This window comes from Collinsella aerofaciens, from assembly GCF_039836695.1.
Lineage (GTDB): Bacteria > Actinomycetota > Coriobacteriia > Coriobacteriales > Coriobacteriaceae > Collinsella > Collinsella aerofaciens_BD.
On the sequence record NZ_JBDPAC010000005.1, the window covers coordinates 37694 to 55119 of the forward strand.

The window sequence follows — 17426 nt, forward strand, 5'->3', positions numbered from 1 at the left end:
AGCGAACCAAAAAGGTTGCGCAACGAATGGACAAATTAAGGATGCGAGCGGAAGCATCCATGCGATAAGCGGATACGAAGCATCTTTGTTGCACAACAAACTCACAGTCGCACGGGGAAATTATGACTACCCCGTGCGTCGCGAGGAAAACATACGGCAGGAGCAGGCTCGCCACCTAAATCGCGCGGCGGGCCTCGATGGCGCGGCCAAGCGTAAGCTCGTCGGCATACTCCAAGTCGCCGCCCACGGGAAGGCCGCTTGCCAGACGCGACACCTCGACGCCCAACGGCTTGATGGTACGGGCCAGATAGCTCGCCGTGGTCTCGCCCTCAATATTGGGGTTGGTGGCGATGATGACCTCGTGGATGTCCTCGTGGCCCAAGCGTGCCAGCAGCTCTCGAATGTGCAGCTGCTCGGGGCCAATCTTGTCCATGGGACTGATCACGCCGCCCAATACGTGGTAGAGGCCGTGGTAGCTGCCCGTGCGCTCGATCGCCTGGACATCGCGCGGCTCGCCCACCACGCAAATGCGAGTGGTATCGCGCATCGGGTCCTGGCAGATGGAGCACTCGTCGGCCGTGGCGTAGTTAAAGCAGCGGCTGCAAAAGTGGACCTCCTGCTTGACCTCCAGGATGGCCTCGGCCAGGCGGCGCGCCTCCTCGGCGTCGGCCTCCAACAGGTAATAGGCGATGCGCTGGGCCGACTTGGGACCAATGCCCGGCAGACGGCCCAGCTCATCGAGCAGTTTTTGCAGACTGTGGTTGGCACTCATATATATGCGTGTCTTAGAACGGCATGCCCGGGATGTTGAGGCCGCCGGTGATGGCGCCCATCTGCTTGTTGGCGAGCTCGTTGACGCCGCGGACGGCCTCGTTGACGGCAGCCATGATCATATCCTGCAGCATATCGACGTCCTCGGGATCGAGCGCATCGGGATCGATGGTGAGGTTGACGAGCTCCATCTCGCCGTTAACGGTCACCTTGACCATGCCGCCGCCGGCAGAGGCGTCGACGGTCTGGGACTTGAGGTTCTCCTGCGCGGCGGCAAGCTGCTCCTGCATCTTGCGAGCCTGCTTCATCATCTGCTGCATGTTCATACCGGCCATGATGGCTCCTTTACGTGCGGCCGCACGCCGAGCTGCAAGGGCAGCCGGAGCACGGCGGGACTTTCAAACTCAAAAATCGTACCACGGCGCGCGGCGAGAGAGCGGGGCGGACGTGTTACCTCAGTCGATATACATGTCCTCCAATACAAACCGCACTCAAAGATTATGCAAGGTCGAATTATGCAAGGTTGCATAATATCGCACACTCAATCTAGTAGAGCCGAATCCGGCATTTCATGTGCGCCACTAAATAGCTAAATGCCGAACCGCTGCTCGAGGCGGCGCACATGGCGGCAGGGTATAATTTGATTGCCATAGATAGTAATTTGGAGGTGCCCCATGAATGCCCCCAACGCGCTCCAAAACATCCGCTCAAAACACCCCGTTGCATATGTGGTTCTCTATCTCTTTGTCGGCTGGGCATTGCTGGTTGTCATCACCCATGCCATAGCTTTTGGAGCAGAACTGCTGATAGCCAGCTCGGACCAGCCCGTCGTCAAATGGGAGACGACCGATGAGTGCACCGACGGAACCCGAACCGTCTACTACAACAGCCCGTCCCTCTATCAAGAGTTCAAGGTCAAGATAAAGGACTTCAAGATTGTCGATGCCGAGCTAGGCGTTTATTTGGCAATCGGAGCAACCATTAACGCCGAGCAAGTCGAGTACACGGACAGCCATGCGACGTATCGTATCGACCTCAGCATCCTAGGCCGACCGTCACGCACCTGTCTGCTCAAATGCGACATACGCGGCACCACACTACACATGTCCGAAATACAGATGCGCCCGGACAAGGGGTCCTCTTCTTGAGCAGTATACCCGCCTGCGCAGCTACTCCACCGGCTTGAAGATGGTGGCCTGGCCAAAGACGCTGCGGATGAGGGCCTTGGCCTCGTCCTCGGTCTGCGGGATGCTCGGGGCTGCGCCCTGATGGCCGAAGGGGCTGCCAGCACCGGGATTGGATTCCCAGGGAGCGGCGGGGACGTCGTCGTTTGCAGAGGCTGCGGGTGCCACAGCAGCGGCCTTGGTCGCGGACGCCGCACCCGGCACGTCGAACGGGGGCAGATCGTCCCCGCCGGCATCGGCAGCAAAACCACCGACCATAGCATCGTCGTAGGGCACCTGCTCGGATTCCCATGGCGCAGCCTGCGCAGGCGGCTGAGCCATGGGGACGGACGCGCGCTCGGGCGCTCGGGGCGCGGGCTCGGTCGGGAGCTTGCCCGTGGCAGGAGCACCGGCAGGGTTGTCGGAGCGCAGCCAAGGGGCCTTGGCCAGGTCGGATGACTTGGGCGCAGGCGCGGCAGCGGACTTGGGCGCGGGGATCGGAGCAGCCGGTTTGGGCGCAGCGGGTTCAGGCGCCGACGGGGTCGGTGCCGCTACCGGCGCCGCTTTTGGCTGCGTCGCGCTGGCGCTCGAGGATGCAGGGGGCACCGAGGACACGGGTTGCGGGTCCGCAGATACCGCAGCCCGTGCAGATGGAGAATGCTCCTCATGTTGAGGAGCCGGCGTGCCACCCCCATCCAGGACATAGTCGACGGTACGACGACCGAAGACCGCGCAGACCGTCGGCAGGACCACCGACTGCGTATCGGCGCGACCGAGCATCTTGATGGCAAAAGTCGAACCCGCGGGGAACGAGACCGTGAGCTTGGAGCCGTCGTCGGCCGTGGCGCGGGCGTTGAGCAAAAGCCCTGCGTAGGAGGCCTGACGAGCCTTGACGCGCTCGACGACCTCGGCCCATTTGCGCTGGAGCTCGCCGGCGTCCTCAACCGCGGGGGTCTCGGCAGCACCGGCGGCGGCAACCTGGGCGGCGTTGTTGGGCTTGGACACCGACACGGTCGATGCAGCAGGCGCGGAAGCCGGAGCCGCAACGGGCTGAGGTGCAGGCGTTACAGGTCTGGGCGCCGGCGCAGGAGCCGCGGACTTGGTCGCAGGCTGGGCAGCCGGAACAGCAGCGCCGCGGTCCCAAGGCATACCGCCCTGGCGCGCGGACGTAGCAGCGGGGGCAGCGGATGCCGCCGGAGCGGCAGCACGAGCGCCCGAAATGAGCGTCGGCTGTTGGGCAGCAGCGGGTACGGATGCTGCAGGCGCGGCGGCCTGAGCAGCAGCCACGCTCGCCGGCACGGCGCCGTTGGCAATCATGGCCTCCAGGCGTGCCACGCGCTCGGCCAATGCCTCAATCGTTAAATCGGCCTCGGGACGCGCCAGACGCGTGCAGGCAATCTCGAGCACCAGGCGCACGTCGCTCGCGCCCCTCATCTCCAGTGCGGCATCGTCGAGCACCGTCAGCACGCGGGCCAGGCGGTCGGCAGGATGCTCGCCAAAGGCAGCGGCCTCGGCAGCAAGCGCCTCGGCCTGCTCGGAGCCGCCCTCAAACAGCTCGGCACGGGCACCGGCAACGCAGGCAACGTACACGTCGCGCACATGCGCCACCAGGTCGCGCGTCAGCTCCAGCAGGTCATTGCCCTCCTCGACCTGCGCACGGATCAGTCCATAGAGCTCGGCAACATCGCGATCGGCAATGGCGCGGGAAAACTCGCCCAGAATCTGGTCCGAAACCTCGCCCAAAAGCGAGCGGGCGTCGTCCGCATGCACAGAACCGTTGCCAAAGACGCTCAGCTGCTCCAGCGTGGAAAGCGCGTCGCGCATACCGCCCTTGGCATGGCGCGCCACAATGGCGAGTGCCTCGTCGTCGTAATCGAAGCCCTCCTGCTCGCACACGTAAGACAGGCGATGCTCGATATCCTCGTTGCCGATGCGGTGGAAATCGAAGCGCTGGCAGCGTGAGAGAATGGTCTCCAGAATCTTTTGCGGGTCGGTGGTGCACAGCACAAAGATCACGTGTGCCGGCGGCTCCTCAAGCGTCTTGAGCAGCGCGTTGAACGCCGCCGTCGTGAGCATGTGGACCTCGTCGATGATATAAATCTTGTACTTGCCGCGCACTGGGGCAAAGTTGACGGAGTTGATGATCTCCTCGCGCACGTTGTCCACGCCGGTACGGCTTGCGGCATCGAGCTCGTAGACATCGGGGTGGTTACCCTCGGCAATGAGCTCGCACTCCTCGCAAGTACCGTCGGGCATGCAGCCGCTTGCACCCTCGGCGCGCGCCGCCTCGGCATTGCGGCACAGCAGCGCCTTGGCCAGAATGCGCGCCATGGTGGTCTTGCCCGTGCCGCGCGGTCCGCAGAACAGGTAGGCGTGGGACAGGCGCCCCTCGGTGATGGCGTGCTCGAGCGTCGAGACGATATGCTGCTGGCCCACCACGGAGTCAAAGGTGAGCGGGCGATACTTTCGGTACAACGATTCCATGGGTGCTCCCCCGGGTATACTGAGTCTTGTTGCCGCGGCGGCCATGCGGTCGCACGGCATACTGCATTCCATAATAACCCGTACGGCGAGCCCGCCGCGATAGGAGTCCAAAGAGCATGGCAGACGCAGAGAGCAACCTCGTTCCCTCCGAAGCAGCCGACCAGGTCGAGGTCGCGCTCGAGGAGCAGGCCGCAGCCGATGACGGCATCCTGTACCTCAACGAGTACCAGTACGAAAACGACCTGGTCACCGACTTCGCCCGCCTGGTCGCCTCGCCCAGGCGTCGCGGCTCGCTGTATGTCGCCGCGGCAGTTGCCGCGCTCATCGGCATCGGCATGCTGGTGGCCGGCGGCAGCTGGATCAAGTTCGGCGTCGTGTTGATCGTGTTCGGCGCCTTTTTGGCCTGGTGGAGCAAGAACCTGCACCACACGCTCGCCCGCGACTTTATCGACGCCGTCGAGGCCGACGAGTCCATGGGTGGCCGCTATCGCCGCGTCGCCGCCAACGAGGACGGCCTGATGGTTTGGGGCAAGAGCGGCAAGTCGCAGTTCTTCCCGTTTGACAAGCTCGACCACGTACTCGACGGCGAGCGCATCTTTGTGGCCATGTTCGCCGACCAGGGCGTGACGATCCCCAAGGACACCTTCGTCCGTGGCGATGCCGAGCAGTTCGGTCCCTTCCTCAAGGCCCGCATCAACAAAAAACTCCGCATCGAGACCAAGAAGAAGAAAATGAAGGCCGAGAAGGCCGCCGCCGAGGCCAAGCAGGGCGACAAGCCCCAGGAGACCAAGGGCAAGCGGCGCAAGCAGAAGAAGAACAAGAAGAAGCGCTAAGGCCAAGCCAGGCAGGCAGCCTCGCATCCCGCTATCCTCCCCATGCACCCGAGCGTGCTACACTAGCAGCATCTATGCCACCGCGAACGGCTCGGCCCCGCGCCCGCCGCTCGCAAACGAACTTTAAACGCACGAGGGTTGGCCATGCCGCTTTTCTCGCAACATACCGCCCGGTTCTCGCCGGACGTTCCTTTGGAGGGCACCAGCTCTCGCGAGCTGCTCAAGCGGTACCAGCCGCTCGAGACACTTGCGACCGGCGGTTTTGGCTCCATCGAGATCTGCCGCGACACGCACCTGCGCCGCCGCGTCGCCATTAAGCGCATCCCCCTTATTAACGGTGTCGGCATGCCCGCCAGCGACATCATGGATGTCCTGCGCGAGGCGCACACTGCCGCCATGCTTCAACATCCCAACATCGTGCAGGTCATCGACTTTACGCACGACACAGCCTATGCCTACCTAGTTATGGAATATGTCGATGGCATGTCGCTGGCCGAGTTTTTGCACCGCGTGGACGGTCACTCACTTACCTTTGACGAGGCCGCGGCCATTGCCGATGCCCTAGGCCAGGCGCTCACCTTCGCCCATAGTAATGGCGTACTCCACCTGGACATTAAGCCCGCCAACGTGCTCATCGACCACTCGGGCAATGTAAAGCTCACCGACTTTGGCATGGCGCGACTGTCGTCCGCCGGTGGCTTTGGCGGCTCGCGCGGCGGCACCATCGGCTACATGCCGCCCGAGCAGCTCGATATCGAGACCGGCACGGTCGATGAGCGCGCCGATGTCTTTGCCCTCGCCTGTGTAATCTATGAGGGCCTGTGCGGCAGCGCTCCCTTTATGGCGGCCACGCCCGCCGACTCGCTCGACCGCATCATCGGCGGCGCCACCTATCCCAGCGAGCTGATACCACACTTTCCCCCGGGAGCCGAGGCCGCGCTCATGAGCGCGCTCTCCCCCATGCCGCAGGACCGCCCCAGCAGCGTCGAGACATTTTGCGACCAGCTCCTTGCCGGTCTGGGCAGCGTGCGCGAAGGCCGTCGCAGCCTGGAGCAAATGGTTGGCGAACTTTCGGATGACGAGCAGGAGCTCGACGATATCGAGCCGTCGCACTACGAGGACGACGCCATCGAGGTCGACCCCGCACTCGGCTGGGCGGGCACGCGCTGGAGCCATGCGCGCGACTACACCATGCGCACTATCTCGGCGCTAACGTGCGGCACCTTTAGCTTTTTGCTGATGCAAACGGCCGGGGTCGCGGCGCTTCCCGGCCTGGTCATTGCGGCCATCGCGATCGGAGTGGCGGCTGGCCTGGCCCCCCAGATTGGCTCGGCCATCTCGGCTGTGGGCTTTTTGGTGCTCATGGCCAACGCCACCATGCAGGCACAGGGCATCCTGTCGATGCTGCCCGTCGCGGTGATCTTTGCCGCCGCCATGTCCGGTTGGTGGATCGCCTGGGGTCGCACCGAGGCTGCCGCGAGCGCCACGCTCACCTGTGCACTCGCGCTTGGCTGTCTGACCGGCAATACCTTCCTGGCAGCTGGGGTCGCCGCCGGCGTCGCGTCATTTTGGCTCGGCCCGGCAAGCGCCGCCGCGGCAACGGGCATGGGCGCGCTTTTTGCCCGTCTGGCCACGGTCGCGCTTTCAGCCGGAGGCGTACTGGGGCTCGGTAACGTTGCCGCAGCGCTGGGAGACCCGCTCCTTTGGGCTGCCTTTGTGCTGGTCGCGGCAACTGCCGCGGCGTCATCTGCGCTGCTCAATGCCCATGCCAAGCGTGCCAATCAGGGCTCAAACCTTGACGCAATCGCCGCAATCGCTGTCACCGGCATCGGCTGCGCAGCGGCGTCCTGTCTTGCACACCATATGGAAATTGCCAGCCTTGCAGCCGCGGTCGTCGCCAAGGCGGCGGTTGCGGGAACCCTATCCTCTATAATCGTTGGGATATGCCTATATTTGCTCGGATACCAAAGAACCTATACGGAGAGTGATCTTTCGTGAACTTCCTGAACATCTTCGAGGACCACGTGGCCGGCATCTTCGGTGCCACCCGTGCCCCGTTCTCCTTTAAGAAGCTTGCCAAGCAGGCCGCTCGCGACATGGAGGATCAGACTCTGGTGATCAACGGCGTCAACACGGCGCCGGCACTCTATACCATCCTTATCGCCGCCGACGACGATCCCATGCTCGCCCCGTTCTACCCCGAGCTTTCGCGCGAGGTCCGCGAGTTCGTGAAGGCGCAGGCCGAAAAGCGCCGCTATGTCTTTGTCGGCGAGCCCCTCGTGCGCTTTATGATCGATCCGCAGCTGCGCGCCGGCAAGTTCTCGGTCTTTGCCGAGAACGTCGATGCCCCCACGCTCGGCCGCCTGTACGAAGAAGAGCGCGCCTATCAAAACGGCCTGGGCCAGAACAACTCCGCGGCAAGCCGTGCCGCCAGCGCCCCGCGCGCCGGCCAGCAGCAGTTTGCTGCCCCGCAGCAGCAGCGCCCCGCCGCCATGCCCCAGCAGCAGCCGGCGCCTCGCGCCGCCGCTCCCGACCCGCTTGCCGTGGCAGACCCCTTCGCGCCTAGCGTCCCCGACCCCGCCGCCGCACCCATCCCGGTGCCGCAGACCGTCTCGCGCGACGCGCTTGCCGGCATGGGCGGAGCCGCCGCGACCGGTGCCGCCGTGGGCCTAGGCGCCGCAGCCGGCATCGCCTCCAACATGGCGAGCACTCGCGCCCCGCAGCGCCCGCTCGCCCAGCTCGTCGACGTCGTGAGCGGCGAGAGCCATAGCATCACCTCCGCACAGGTGACCATCGGTCGCGAGCGCTCAGTTTCCGACATTGCCCTGCGCGACCCCAATGTGTCGCGCCGCCACGCCCAGCTCACCTTTACGGGCTCGGATTGGTCGATCGAGGACCTCAATTCCACCAACGGCACGCTCGTCAACAACCGCCGCATTACGCGCTGCCCGCTGCGCAACGGCGATCTGCTGACGTTTGGCCTGAGTACCTTTGAATTTAGGGGATAGTCGCTTATGAACATCGATATCGTCCTTTTTGCAGGCCGCATCGTCCTGGTCGCCCTGCTCTATATCTTCTTGTTCGCCGTCATGAAGACCGGCGTGGGACTTGTGCGCGGGCAGCGCCGCGACTCGGCTATCTGGACGATCGATGTGGACAAGGGTCCGCGCGGTATCCGCGGCATCCACGTAGACATGCTCGGCCCCGTCATCGTCGGTCGCTCGCCATCTTCGGACATCTGCATCAACGAACCGTTCGTCTCGGCCTCGCATGCGCGCTTTTCGCTGCAGGGCCCGGCACTCATCATCGAGGACCTCAACTCGCTTAACGGCACGCTCGTCAACGGCCGCCAGCTCGTGGAGCCCGCAACGCTGCGTGAGGGCGACGAAGTCCAGATTGGCGACGTGGTCATGAAGGTGAACCGTCGATGATCGACGAGGAGAACAAGTCCGCAACCATGACCGAGGCACCGGCTGCCGCCGTAGCTGCACCGGCCCACGCCGCTCCGGCGGACTCCACACCCGTGGAGCCCGAGGACACCGTGTTCTCCCTGCCTCTTTCGCATGTAACGCATGATATTTCGGATCTCGCCGATAACGAGGGCGAAGAGGATGCCGTAGCGGCGCCCATCGGCGCACATGCTGCGGAGCAGCCCACAGCGCCCGAAGCAACCCCGGCGCCGGCTCACTTTGCAGAGCCCGTCGCCGCGGCAATCAACGAGAGCGCTGCGGTGTTTGCAGCACCCGAGCCCGCCGCGCCGGCGTTTCCCATAGCCCCGGCATCCGAGGTTGCGCCCGCGTCTACGCCGGCGCCCGAGGCGGGGACATCCCCCGAGGACGGCCCTGCACCCAAGACCCCGCAGCCTGCGCCCGCAAGCGAGTCCGATGCCGTGGCCGAGCCCGCCGCCCAGTCGCAAAACACGCCCGCGCCGTCGCACTTTGCGACGCCCGAGTCTATAGACGTCAGCCCGCAAGACGACGAGCCGACCGCCCGCGTTTCCGAGGAGCCCGACTCCCCGGACACCGGCGATTCCGAATCAAACGCCGTGACCGACACCGTCTCTCCCGGTGACACAGCCGAGATCGACGTTGCCGCCGTTGAGGCCAAGCTCAAAGACCCCGGCTCGACCATGAGCTTTGAGCCCCTGACCGAGGAGCGCATCGAGACCGACTCGACCTATGATGCCGGCACCACCACGCAACTCATGTGGGGCGCCCGCTCCGACGTTGGCTGTGTGCGCCCGCACAATGAGGATTCCTACCTGGTGCAGTCGCCGCTCTTTTGCGTATGCGACGGCATGGGTGGTCACGCTGCCGGCGAGGTAGCCTCTTCCATCGCCGTCGAGACTATTGCCAAGACGGCCCCGCAGTCCGCCGACGCAGCACGCCTGGCCGCAGCCGTCGAGGCAGCCAACGCCGCCGTAATCGAGGCGGCCCTGAACGGCCTGGGCAAGCCCGGCATGGGCTGCACAGCCACCTGCGCCTACATCGAAAACGACACGCTCGCCATCGCCCACGTGGGCGACTCTCGCGCCTATCTGCTCCACGAGGGCACGCTCATCCGCGTGACCCGCGACCACTCCTACGTGGAGGAGCTCGTGGACGCTGGCGAGATCACGGCAGACGAGGCTCGCGTCCACCCCAACCGTTCGGTCATCACCCGCGCACTGGGCTCGGACCCCGCCATGTATGCCGACCACTTCACTCTGCATATCGAGGAAGGCGACCGCCTGATCCTGTGCTCCGACGGCCTTTCGAGCATGATTCCCGATAGCGATATCGAGAACATCGCCACGCAGTCCTCAACCGCGCAAATCTGCGTCGACAACCTAGTGGACGCGGCGCTTGCTGCCGGCGGCCACGACAACGTGACCGTAGTAGTCGTTGACCTGGTTGACGATGGCGTCATGCGCGAGGCGCAGCGCGTGCGTCGCCGCAACGTTACTATCGCCGCCATTCTGGCCCTCGTCTTTGTGCTGGCAGCTGGCATCTGGGCCTACACGGGTGTCACCGGCTCGTACTACCTGGGTACCTACCAGGGCAATGTCGCCGTCTGGCGCGGCCTGCCCGGCAAGCCACTCGGACTCAAGCTCCACTGGCTCGAAAGCGAAACCAGCATCAAGCTGTCCGACCTGCCCGAAGACACGCAAAACCGCCTCAAGGCGGGCATTCCGCAAACAAGTGTCGACGATGCGCAGGACACGATATCCAAGTACCGCCACCAGATCGACGAGGAGCAGACCCGCCAGGTGATCGACGCGCAAACGATTCGCGACAACACCAATCAGGGATCGACCTCCGAATCAGATTCCGAGAAAACCGCCGAACAGTCCGCCGAGGCCGAGGCCTCCGATAAGAATTAGAAAGGGAGTGCCGCTTATGAGTCGCCGCAACACCGAGCTGCTCTTGCTCATCGCCTCGGCGTTCCCCGTCATCCTGCTGTATGCGATGTACGTCCTCACCGCGGGCGCTGCCATCTCCTTTGAGACGCTCGCCGTACCGATCGGCCTCTTTGCCGCCTTTGCCGCGGCCCACATCGCCGTGCGCATCTTGGCGCCCGGTGCCGACCCCGCCATCCTGCCCATCGTATTTATACTTTCGGGCATCGGCATCACGTTCGTGACGCGTCTCGCCCCCGCTCTCGCCATCTCACAGCTCATCATCCTGTTTGTCTCGGTGGCGCTCATGGTGGGAACGCTTGCACTAGTCAAAAACCTCGACGTGGTCATGCGCTACAAGTACACCTTTGGCATCATCGGCATCATTCTGCTGATGCTGCCTATCTTTATCGGCACCACGATCTCGGGCTCCAAGCTGTGGATTCGCATCGCGGGCTTTACCATCCAGCCCGGCGAGTTCGCCAAGGTCTTTATCGTCCTGTTCCTGGCCGGCTACCTGGCCGAGAACCGCGAGCTGCTCTCCATCTCCAACCGCAAGATTCTGGGCTTTAAGATCCCTCGCCTGCGACTGCTGCTGCCGCTGTTTGCCGTGTGGGGTGTGTGCCTGCTCGTCGTCGTCTTCGAACGCGACCTGGGTTCGGCCGTGCTGTTCTACACCATCTTCTTGCTGATGCTCTACGTTGCCACGGGGCGCTTTTCGTATGTCGTTATCGGCCTTGCGCTCTTAGCTGTTGGAGCCGTGGGCGCCTACAAGTTCCTGTCTCACGTTCAGGTGCGTTTCCAGGTTTGGCTCGATCCGTTTAAGGACGCCCAGGGCCAGGGCTACCAGATCGTCCAGTCGCTCTTCTCGCTTGCCGATGGCGGTCTGGTCGGTGTTGGCATCGGCAACGGCATGGCCAACAACATCCCTGTCGTCGAGTCCGACTTTATCTTCTCGGCTATCGGCGAGGAGATGGGCCTTTTGGGCGGCGGCGCCGTGCTCATCCTGTTTATGCTCTTTGCCGTTCGCGGCCTCACCACGGCTGCCCGCGCTAAATCCGACCTCGCCGCCTTTAGTGCCACAGGCCTTACGGCCGCCATCAGCTTCCAGGCCTTCTTGATCGTTGGCGGCGTAACCCGCCTGATCCCGCTGACCGGCGTCACCCTGCCCTTTATGAGCCAGGGCGGCTCCTCTCTGCTGGCGAGCTTTATCATCGTCGCGCTCCTGCTGCGCGCCGGTGACGAGGCGACCGGACGCGAGGCCGAGCTTACCGGCACCGGCACCATGGCCGCCATCACCGATGATCAGGTCGCATCTGCCGCCGCCCCGACGGGCACGCGCTTTGCCACCTCGTCTTCCTACGGCAGCGGCAGCCATTCCGTCGGCTCACGCATGCGCCGTCGCCTGCTCGACACGCCTGAATCCGGTGTGCTCGGCCGCGTTGCGCTCGCCAACCGTCTAACCCGTGCGGTGCTCGCCTTTACGGCGCTGTTCGCCATCCTTATCGGCAACCTCACCTATGTCCAGGTCATCAAGGCCAAGGACTATCAGGACATGCCGACCAACAACCACACCATCGCCCGCTCCAAGTACATCCAGCGCGGTTCCATCATCACGTCCGACGGCGTGACGCTGGCCGAGTCGCTGCAGCAGGAGGACGGCACCTACGTACGCTCCTACCCCAACGGTAACCTGGCAGCGCACGTGGTTGGCTATGTGAGCCAGCAGTATGGCACCACCGCCATCGAGAGCGTCATGAACGACACGCTCACCGGCTCTAAGGATTACTCCAGCTGGAACAACGCCATCGCGTCGCTCGCGGGCCAGACCCAGCCGGGCAACACCGCCAAGCTCACCATCGACTCGCGCATCCAGACGGCTGCCGAGCAGGCGCTCAAGGGCTTTAAGGGCGCTGTAGTGGTCATCGACCCGCGTACCGGCGCGGTGCTCGCATGTGCCAGCTCGCCCACCTACGACAACACCAACATCGATGCCCTGCTGCAGACGGGCGGCGGCGAGGACGGCTCCATGTACAATCGCGCCATGGACGCGCTGTACACGCCGGGCTCAACGTTTAAGGTCGTTACGCTTTCCGCGGCACTCGAGACCGGTACCGCCAGCCTTACCAGCACCTACCAAGCGCCCGGCTCCATGGACATCGGCAACGCACCGGTCACCAACTCTGCCAACGAGAGCTACGGCACCATCAGCCTGCAGCAGGCCTTTGCCGTGTCCTCCAACGTCGTCTTTGGCCAGGTGGCAAACGAAGTTGGCGCAAACACGCTCGTGCAGTTTGCCAACGCCTTTGGCTACGGCCAAAAGCTCGGCCAGGACCTGACCTCCGCGGCCTCCATCATGGCCGACCCGTCGCTCATGACCGAGTGGGAGACCGCCTGGGCCGGCGCCGGCCAGCCTGTCGGCATGGACCACACGCCCGGCCCGCAGACCACCGTCATGCAAAACGCCGTGATTGCCGCCGCCATCGCTAACAGCGGCGTGGTCATGGACCCGTACTTTGTAGCCCAGGTACTCGCCCCGGACGGAACCGTGGTCAAGACCACGCAGTCCCGCTCGCTTGGTCAGGCCGTCAGCTCCGCCACGGCCGACCAGGTCAAGCAGGCCATGCTTGCCGTCGTCCAGTCCGGCACCGGCACCGATGCCCAAATCCCCGGCGTCAAGGTCGCCGGCAAGACCGGCTCGGCCGAGACTGGCGGCACCAACGTCAACTCGATGTTCGTTGGCTTTGCACCTTACGATTCACCCACGGTCGCCATCTCGGTGGCCTTAGAGGATTACGACAAGCATGACGTCGAGGCCGCCAAGATCGCCGGCATCGTCCTGACCGCGGCGCTTGCCGCACAGGGAGCGTGATGCCCATGATCGAATCGGACACCCGAGGCGCGCCGCGGCCGAAGAGTTAGCGGCAACGCGCCACACGGCCCCAGCGGCCACATCATAGGTACTACACACATCGTTGAGCGAATAGTTATGTTAGGAGCAGGAATGGAACAGAGGGTCCTCGGGGGAAGATACCTCCTCAAGGATAAGGTGGGAACAGGCGGCATGGCGACCGTCTACCGTGCACAGGACCAGGTTCTCGACCGCACGGTAGCCGTCAAGATCATGCTGCCGCAGTATGCTGGCGACGCGACCTTCGCCGCACGCTTTAAGCAGGAGGCCCAGGCAGCAGCCGGTCTCTCCTCCCCCTATATCGTGGGCGTCTACGATTGGGGCAAGGACGGCGACACCTATTACATCATCATGGAGTACCTGCGCGGCACCGACCTTAAGAGCGGCATCAAGAGCCACGGCGCCCTCGACCCCAAGAAGGTCGCCCAGATCGGCTCGCAGATCAGCTCCGCGCTTTCGGTCGCCCACAAGCACGAGATCATCCACCGCGACATTAAGCCGCAGAACATCATGGTGCTGCCCGACGGCAACATCAAGGTGATGGACTTTGGCATTGCGCGCGCCAAGAACAGCCACCTCACGCAAGACAACAACGTGCTGGGAACCGCCCACTACGTCAGCCCCGAGCAGACCCGTGGTCAGGACCTCGGCCCCACCTCGGATATCTACTCGCTGGGCGTCGTGATGTATGAATGCGCCACCGGCCGCGTTCCCTTTGACGGTGACGACGCTATCTCGGTCGCACTCAAGCAGGTCAACGAGTTGCCTATTCCGCCGAGCCAGATCAACTCCGGTGTCGACGCCGACCTTGAGCGCATCATCCTCAAGTGCATGGAGAAGGACCCCGCAAACCGCTTCCAGACCGCCGACGAGCTGCGTCAGGTGCTCAACAGCTACCTGTCGGGCCGTGCCGTCAACGTCTCGGAGCCCACGCGCATCATCGGTGCCCCCGGTGAGCTGGGCGCCACCAAGACTCGCGAGCTTTCCGATCAGACGCGCGCCATGGTGCGTCCCGTCTCGGGCGTGAGCGGCCAAAATACCGCCCGCAGCTCGGTTTCGGGCTCCACCGGCTCCTACGAGGTCGAGGAGCCCAAATCCAACAAGAACAAGATCATCGCCGCCGTGGTGGCAGCCGTTGCCGTCATCGGCATCGTGGTGGCCTTTGCCACAGGACTCTTTGGCGGCGAGCAGGTCACCGTGCCCGATGTGCTGGGCAAGGACCAGCAGACTGCCGTCGAGCTGATCAAGGAAGCCGGCCTCGAGGTCGGCACCATCGACCAAAGCTACAACGACGATGTCGACGAGGGCAAGGTCGCCGAGCAGACGCCCAACGGCAACACCAAGAAGGCCAAGGGCACTAAGGTGAACCTGGTAATCTCCAAGGGCCCCAAGCCCTCCGAGAAGGTTGAGGTTCCCATGCTTGTCGGCCTGACCAAGGACCAGGCAGAAGCCGCGCTGGCAAGCGTTGGCCTGAAGGGCAACGCCTCCGAGGAGGCCAACGAGGCCGATGAGGGCCAGGTCTTTGAGCAGGGCACCGAAGCCGGTAAGGAAGTCGCGAAGGGCACGACCATCTCGTACAAGGTCTCGAGCGGCCCGGATACCACGTCCGTCCCCGACCTGACCGACATGACCGAGGCGCAGGCGCGCAACGCCCTCGATATGGCAGGCTTTGGCGTCGACGTGAGCTACCAGGAGAACGACTCTGTTACCGAGGGCACCGTGATCAGCTGGAACCCCAGCGGTAAGCAGAAGCCCGGCGCCACGATTACCGTCGTCATTGCCAAGAAGTCCGGCAAGGCCACCGTCCCGGGCAACCTGTACGGCAAGAGCATCTCCGCCGCCGTTACCGCGCTCAACAACGCCGGTTTCTATAACATCGGCTTCTGTGACCAGAACGGCAACCCCGTAAGCGGTAACGAGGATGCCACCGTTACGGGCGTCTCCCCCACCGGCAAGCAGTCCACCGACAGCACGATCACGCTAACAGTCGCACTTTCTGGCTCGGGTTCGGGCTCTGGCTCGGGCACGGGTGACGATTCCGGTACGACCAACTAGTCGCCACCCCACCGCTCATCACGGCTCTCGCCGCAAACATATTCGCTCACAGGCGCCCGCTTGCTTCCCCAGCAAGCGGGCGCTTCGTTTTTGACATGGCATTGAACCAGAAGAACCCGGCACCGTAGCGGTACCGGGTTCGATATTCCTCTGGTGCCCCCGGGCGGATTCGAAAACTCCCCCGCGGGGAAATGAGTGACGCGGGTGTCGACGGTCCGAATCCGCCGACAGCTCCCACAAACCAGAAACGGCGCCGCTCTCGCGACGCCGTCATAATCTTATGGTGCCCCCGGGCGGATTCGAACCGTCGACACCCGCTTTAGGAGGTCTTGTATTTCTATTTGACCTGGTTTTTTATAATTTCTTCTGGATTCGTATAACAGCATGTAAAAAGGCTATTTTTAAGAAGCTCGACTTATAAGATTCAAAAACTTTCTACCCTAATTCTACCCAATCACTCTTGATTGGGTAGAATTTTGAGGGTAGGCTAGGGGCAAGCCTTTAAGGGCTTGCCCCTAGCCTACCCTCAAGGAATTCCATCATGAGCACCAGACCACGAGTCATCGGAAACGGCAGCGTATACCAGGTTAAAGAGGGCGTATTCCAATACCGCTTCAACCTCGGCAAGGATCCAAAGACCGGCAAGTATGCCTATTCACCCAAGAGGACACTACACTGCGAAGGCGTGAACAAGCGAACACGGAACGCGATGCTACGCAAGGCTTTGGAGGAATACAAGGAAGAGTTGAACTCCGGGCTCGTCCGGGATAACGGAAATCGAACCGTCGCGGAATATGCCAAGGACTTTCACAGTTTAAGGATAGGTAGCCTTTCGCCGCTCGCCTACGCCCGTGAGGGCAACTACATTTGCCACATTCAGAAGATGTTCGCCCACGTCCGGCTTGCCGATCTACACCCAGACGATATACGGCACATTTACGCAGACGCTCGCAAAAAGGGAATGTCGGAAGCCGAGCTGCACGGAACGCACGTCAAACTCCGACAGATTCTTCAGGATGCCGTGGACAACGAGCTCATCCTTCGCAACCCGTGCACACCAGTCAAGCTTCCCAAACCAACTTACAGGGAAAGAACTCCGCTTACGGCAGACGAGGCTTCACGATTTCTGTCTTGCCTCATGGATGAACCACTGTCGGCCAAGGCAACGGGCACCATGCTCTTGCTCCAATGTGGTCTCCGACGCGGCGAAATGCTCGGCTTGACTTGGGGCGACATCGATCTTGGGCAGCGCACGTTAAGCGTGTCGAAGCAGTTCACCAATGACAAGACTCTCCGACCGCCAAAATCGAAGATGAGCCGACGCACCATAGCAATCAACGACTCCCTGGCCTGCTATCTCAGCAAATGGAAGCTGGAACAGCGGGCGCAGCTCAACCGATACACTCTCGATCAGGACGACAAGACGCCTATCGTTAACGGCATAAAGGTCGTCACGATCGAGGATGACATATACGCCACAGTCGTCAACGTAGACGGCCACAACTTCGACCGATGGTTCCGCGACTTCTGCGTCGATAACGGCTTTGGGAGCTACAACAATATCACCAGAAGATTCCAACGAAACGGCAAAGAGCACGTGAGGGGCACGGGATACAGTGGGCTCGTCCCCCACGCCCTGCGGCACACGCAAGCGACGCTCCTAATCGGAGAAGGCGCAGACGTGAAGACTGTCCAGGCAAGACTTGGACACGCATCTCCAAGTACGACGCTCTCCATCTACTCCCACGCCATCGAGGCAAACGATCGTAAGGCAGCAGATGCCTTCGGCGAGCTCATTTCCCAAGAGAGCAATTCATAAAGGAAGGGCCGAG

Annotated in this window: 12 protein-coding genes; 9 read left to right on the plus strand and 3 right to left on the minus strand. The window is 62.9% G+C overall.

Annotated features, from left to right (window positions below; genetic code table 11):
* Nucleotides 1–175 precede the first annotated feature (175 nt).
* Both recR and ABG996_RS03890 read right to left on the minus strand, forming a co-directional pair.
* On the minus strand, nt 176–772 hold the full coding sequence (gene recR / locus ABG996_RS03885) for a recombination mediator RecR (RefSeq protein WP_006235173.1): 597 nt from the start codon (nt 770–772) through the stop codon (nt 176–178).
* Between the two features lie 13 nt (nt 773–785).
* Complete coding sequence (locus ABG996_RS03890; RefSeq protein ID WP_006235174.1) at nt 786–1106, minus strand: YbaB/EbfC family nucleoid-associated protein; 321 nt, start codon at nt 1104–1106, stop codon at nt 786–788.
* A gap of 339 nt (nt 1107–1445) precedes the next feature.
* Here ABG996_RS03890 and ABG996_RS03895 point away from each other — a divergent pair, with 339 nt between their 5' ends.
* On the plus strand, nt 1446–1919 hold the full coding sequence (locus ABG996_RS03895) for a hypothetical protein (protein ID WP_006235175.1): 474 nt from the start codon (nt 1446–1448) through the stop codon (nt 1917–1919).
* Between the two features lie 21 nt (nt 1920–1940).
* Here ABG996_RS03895 and dnaX read toward each other — a convergent pair whose 3' ends face one another.
* Nucleotides 1941–4418: a DNA polymerase III subunit gamma/tau gene (gene dnaX, locus ABG996_RS03900; RefSeq protein WP_117746471.1), complete on the minus strand. Its 2478-nt coding sequence runs from the start codon at nt 4416–4418 to the stop codon at nt 1941–1943.
* A gap of 116 nt (nt 4419–4534) precedes the next feature.
* Here dnaX and ABG996_RS03905 point away from each other — a divergent pair, with 116 nt between their 5' ends.
* From ABG996_RS03905 to ABG996_RS03940, 8 genes are all read left to right on the plus strand, one after another.
* On the plus strand, nt 4535–5251 hold the full coding sequence (locus ABG996_RS03905) for a hypothetical protein (protein WP_022094225.1): 717 nt from the start codon (nt 4535–4537) through the stop codon (nt 5249–5251).
* A gap of 144 nt (nt 5252–5395) precedes the next feature.
* Nucleotides 5396–7249, plus strand: coding sequence for a serine/threonine-protein kinase (locus tag ABG996_RS03910; RefSeq protein WP_347478452.1), 1854 nt, complete (start codon nt 5396–5398; stop codon nt 7247–7249).
* The gene (locus ABG996_RS03915; RefSeq protein ID WP_347478451.1) at nt 7246–8259 is read left to right on the plus strand and encodes an FhaA domain-containing protein; all 1014 of its coding nucleotides are present in this window, start codon (nt 7246–7248) and stop codon (nt 8257–8259) included. Before ABG996_RS03910 ends, ABG996_RS03915 begins: the two co-directional genes overlap by 4 nt.
* A gap of 6 nt (nt 8260–8265) precedes the next feature.
* The gene (locus tag ABG996_RS03920; RefSeq protein WP_006235180.1) at nt 8266–8682 is read left to right on the plus strand and encodes an FHA domain-containing protein; all 417 of its coding nucleotides are present in this window, start codon (nt 8266–8268) and stop codon (nt 8680–8682) included.
* A complete protein-coding gene (locus ABG996_RS03925) occupies nt 8679–10613 on the plus strand; it encodes a Stp1/IreP family PP2C-type Ser/Thr phosphatase (protein WP_347478450.1) in 1935 nt (644 codons plus the stop codon). The genes ABG996_RS03920 and ABG996_RS03925 overlap by 4 nt, the downstream gene beginning before the upstream one ends.
* 16 nt (nt 10614–10629) lie before the next feature.
* Nucleotides 10630–13500 carry an FtsW/RodA/SpoVE family cell cycle protein gene (locus tag ABG996_RS03930; RefSeq protein ID WP_347478449.1) on the plus strand — a complete coding sequence of 957 codons (2871 nt, stop codon included), beginning with the start codon at nt 10630–10632 and terminating at the stop codon, nt 13498–13500.
* Between the two features lie 132 nt (nt 13501–13632).
* Complete coding sequence (gene pknB, locus ABG996_RS03935; RefSeq protein ID WP_347478448.1) at nt 13633–15594, plus strand: Stk1 family PASTA domain-containing Ser/Thr kinase; 1962 nt, start codon at nt 13633–13635, stop codon at nt 15592–15594.
* Nucleotides 15595–16135: 541 nt separating this feature from the next.
* Nucleotides 16136–17413 (plus strand): tyrosine-type recombinase/integrase, encoded by a 1278-nt coding sequence (locus ABG996_RS03940; RefSeq protein ID WP_347478447.1) that lies wholly within the window; start codon nt 16136–16138, stop codon nt 17411–17413.
* Nucleotides 17414–17426 lie beyond the last annotated feature (13 nt).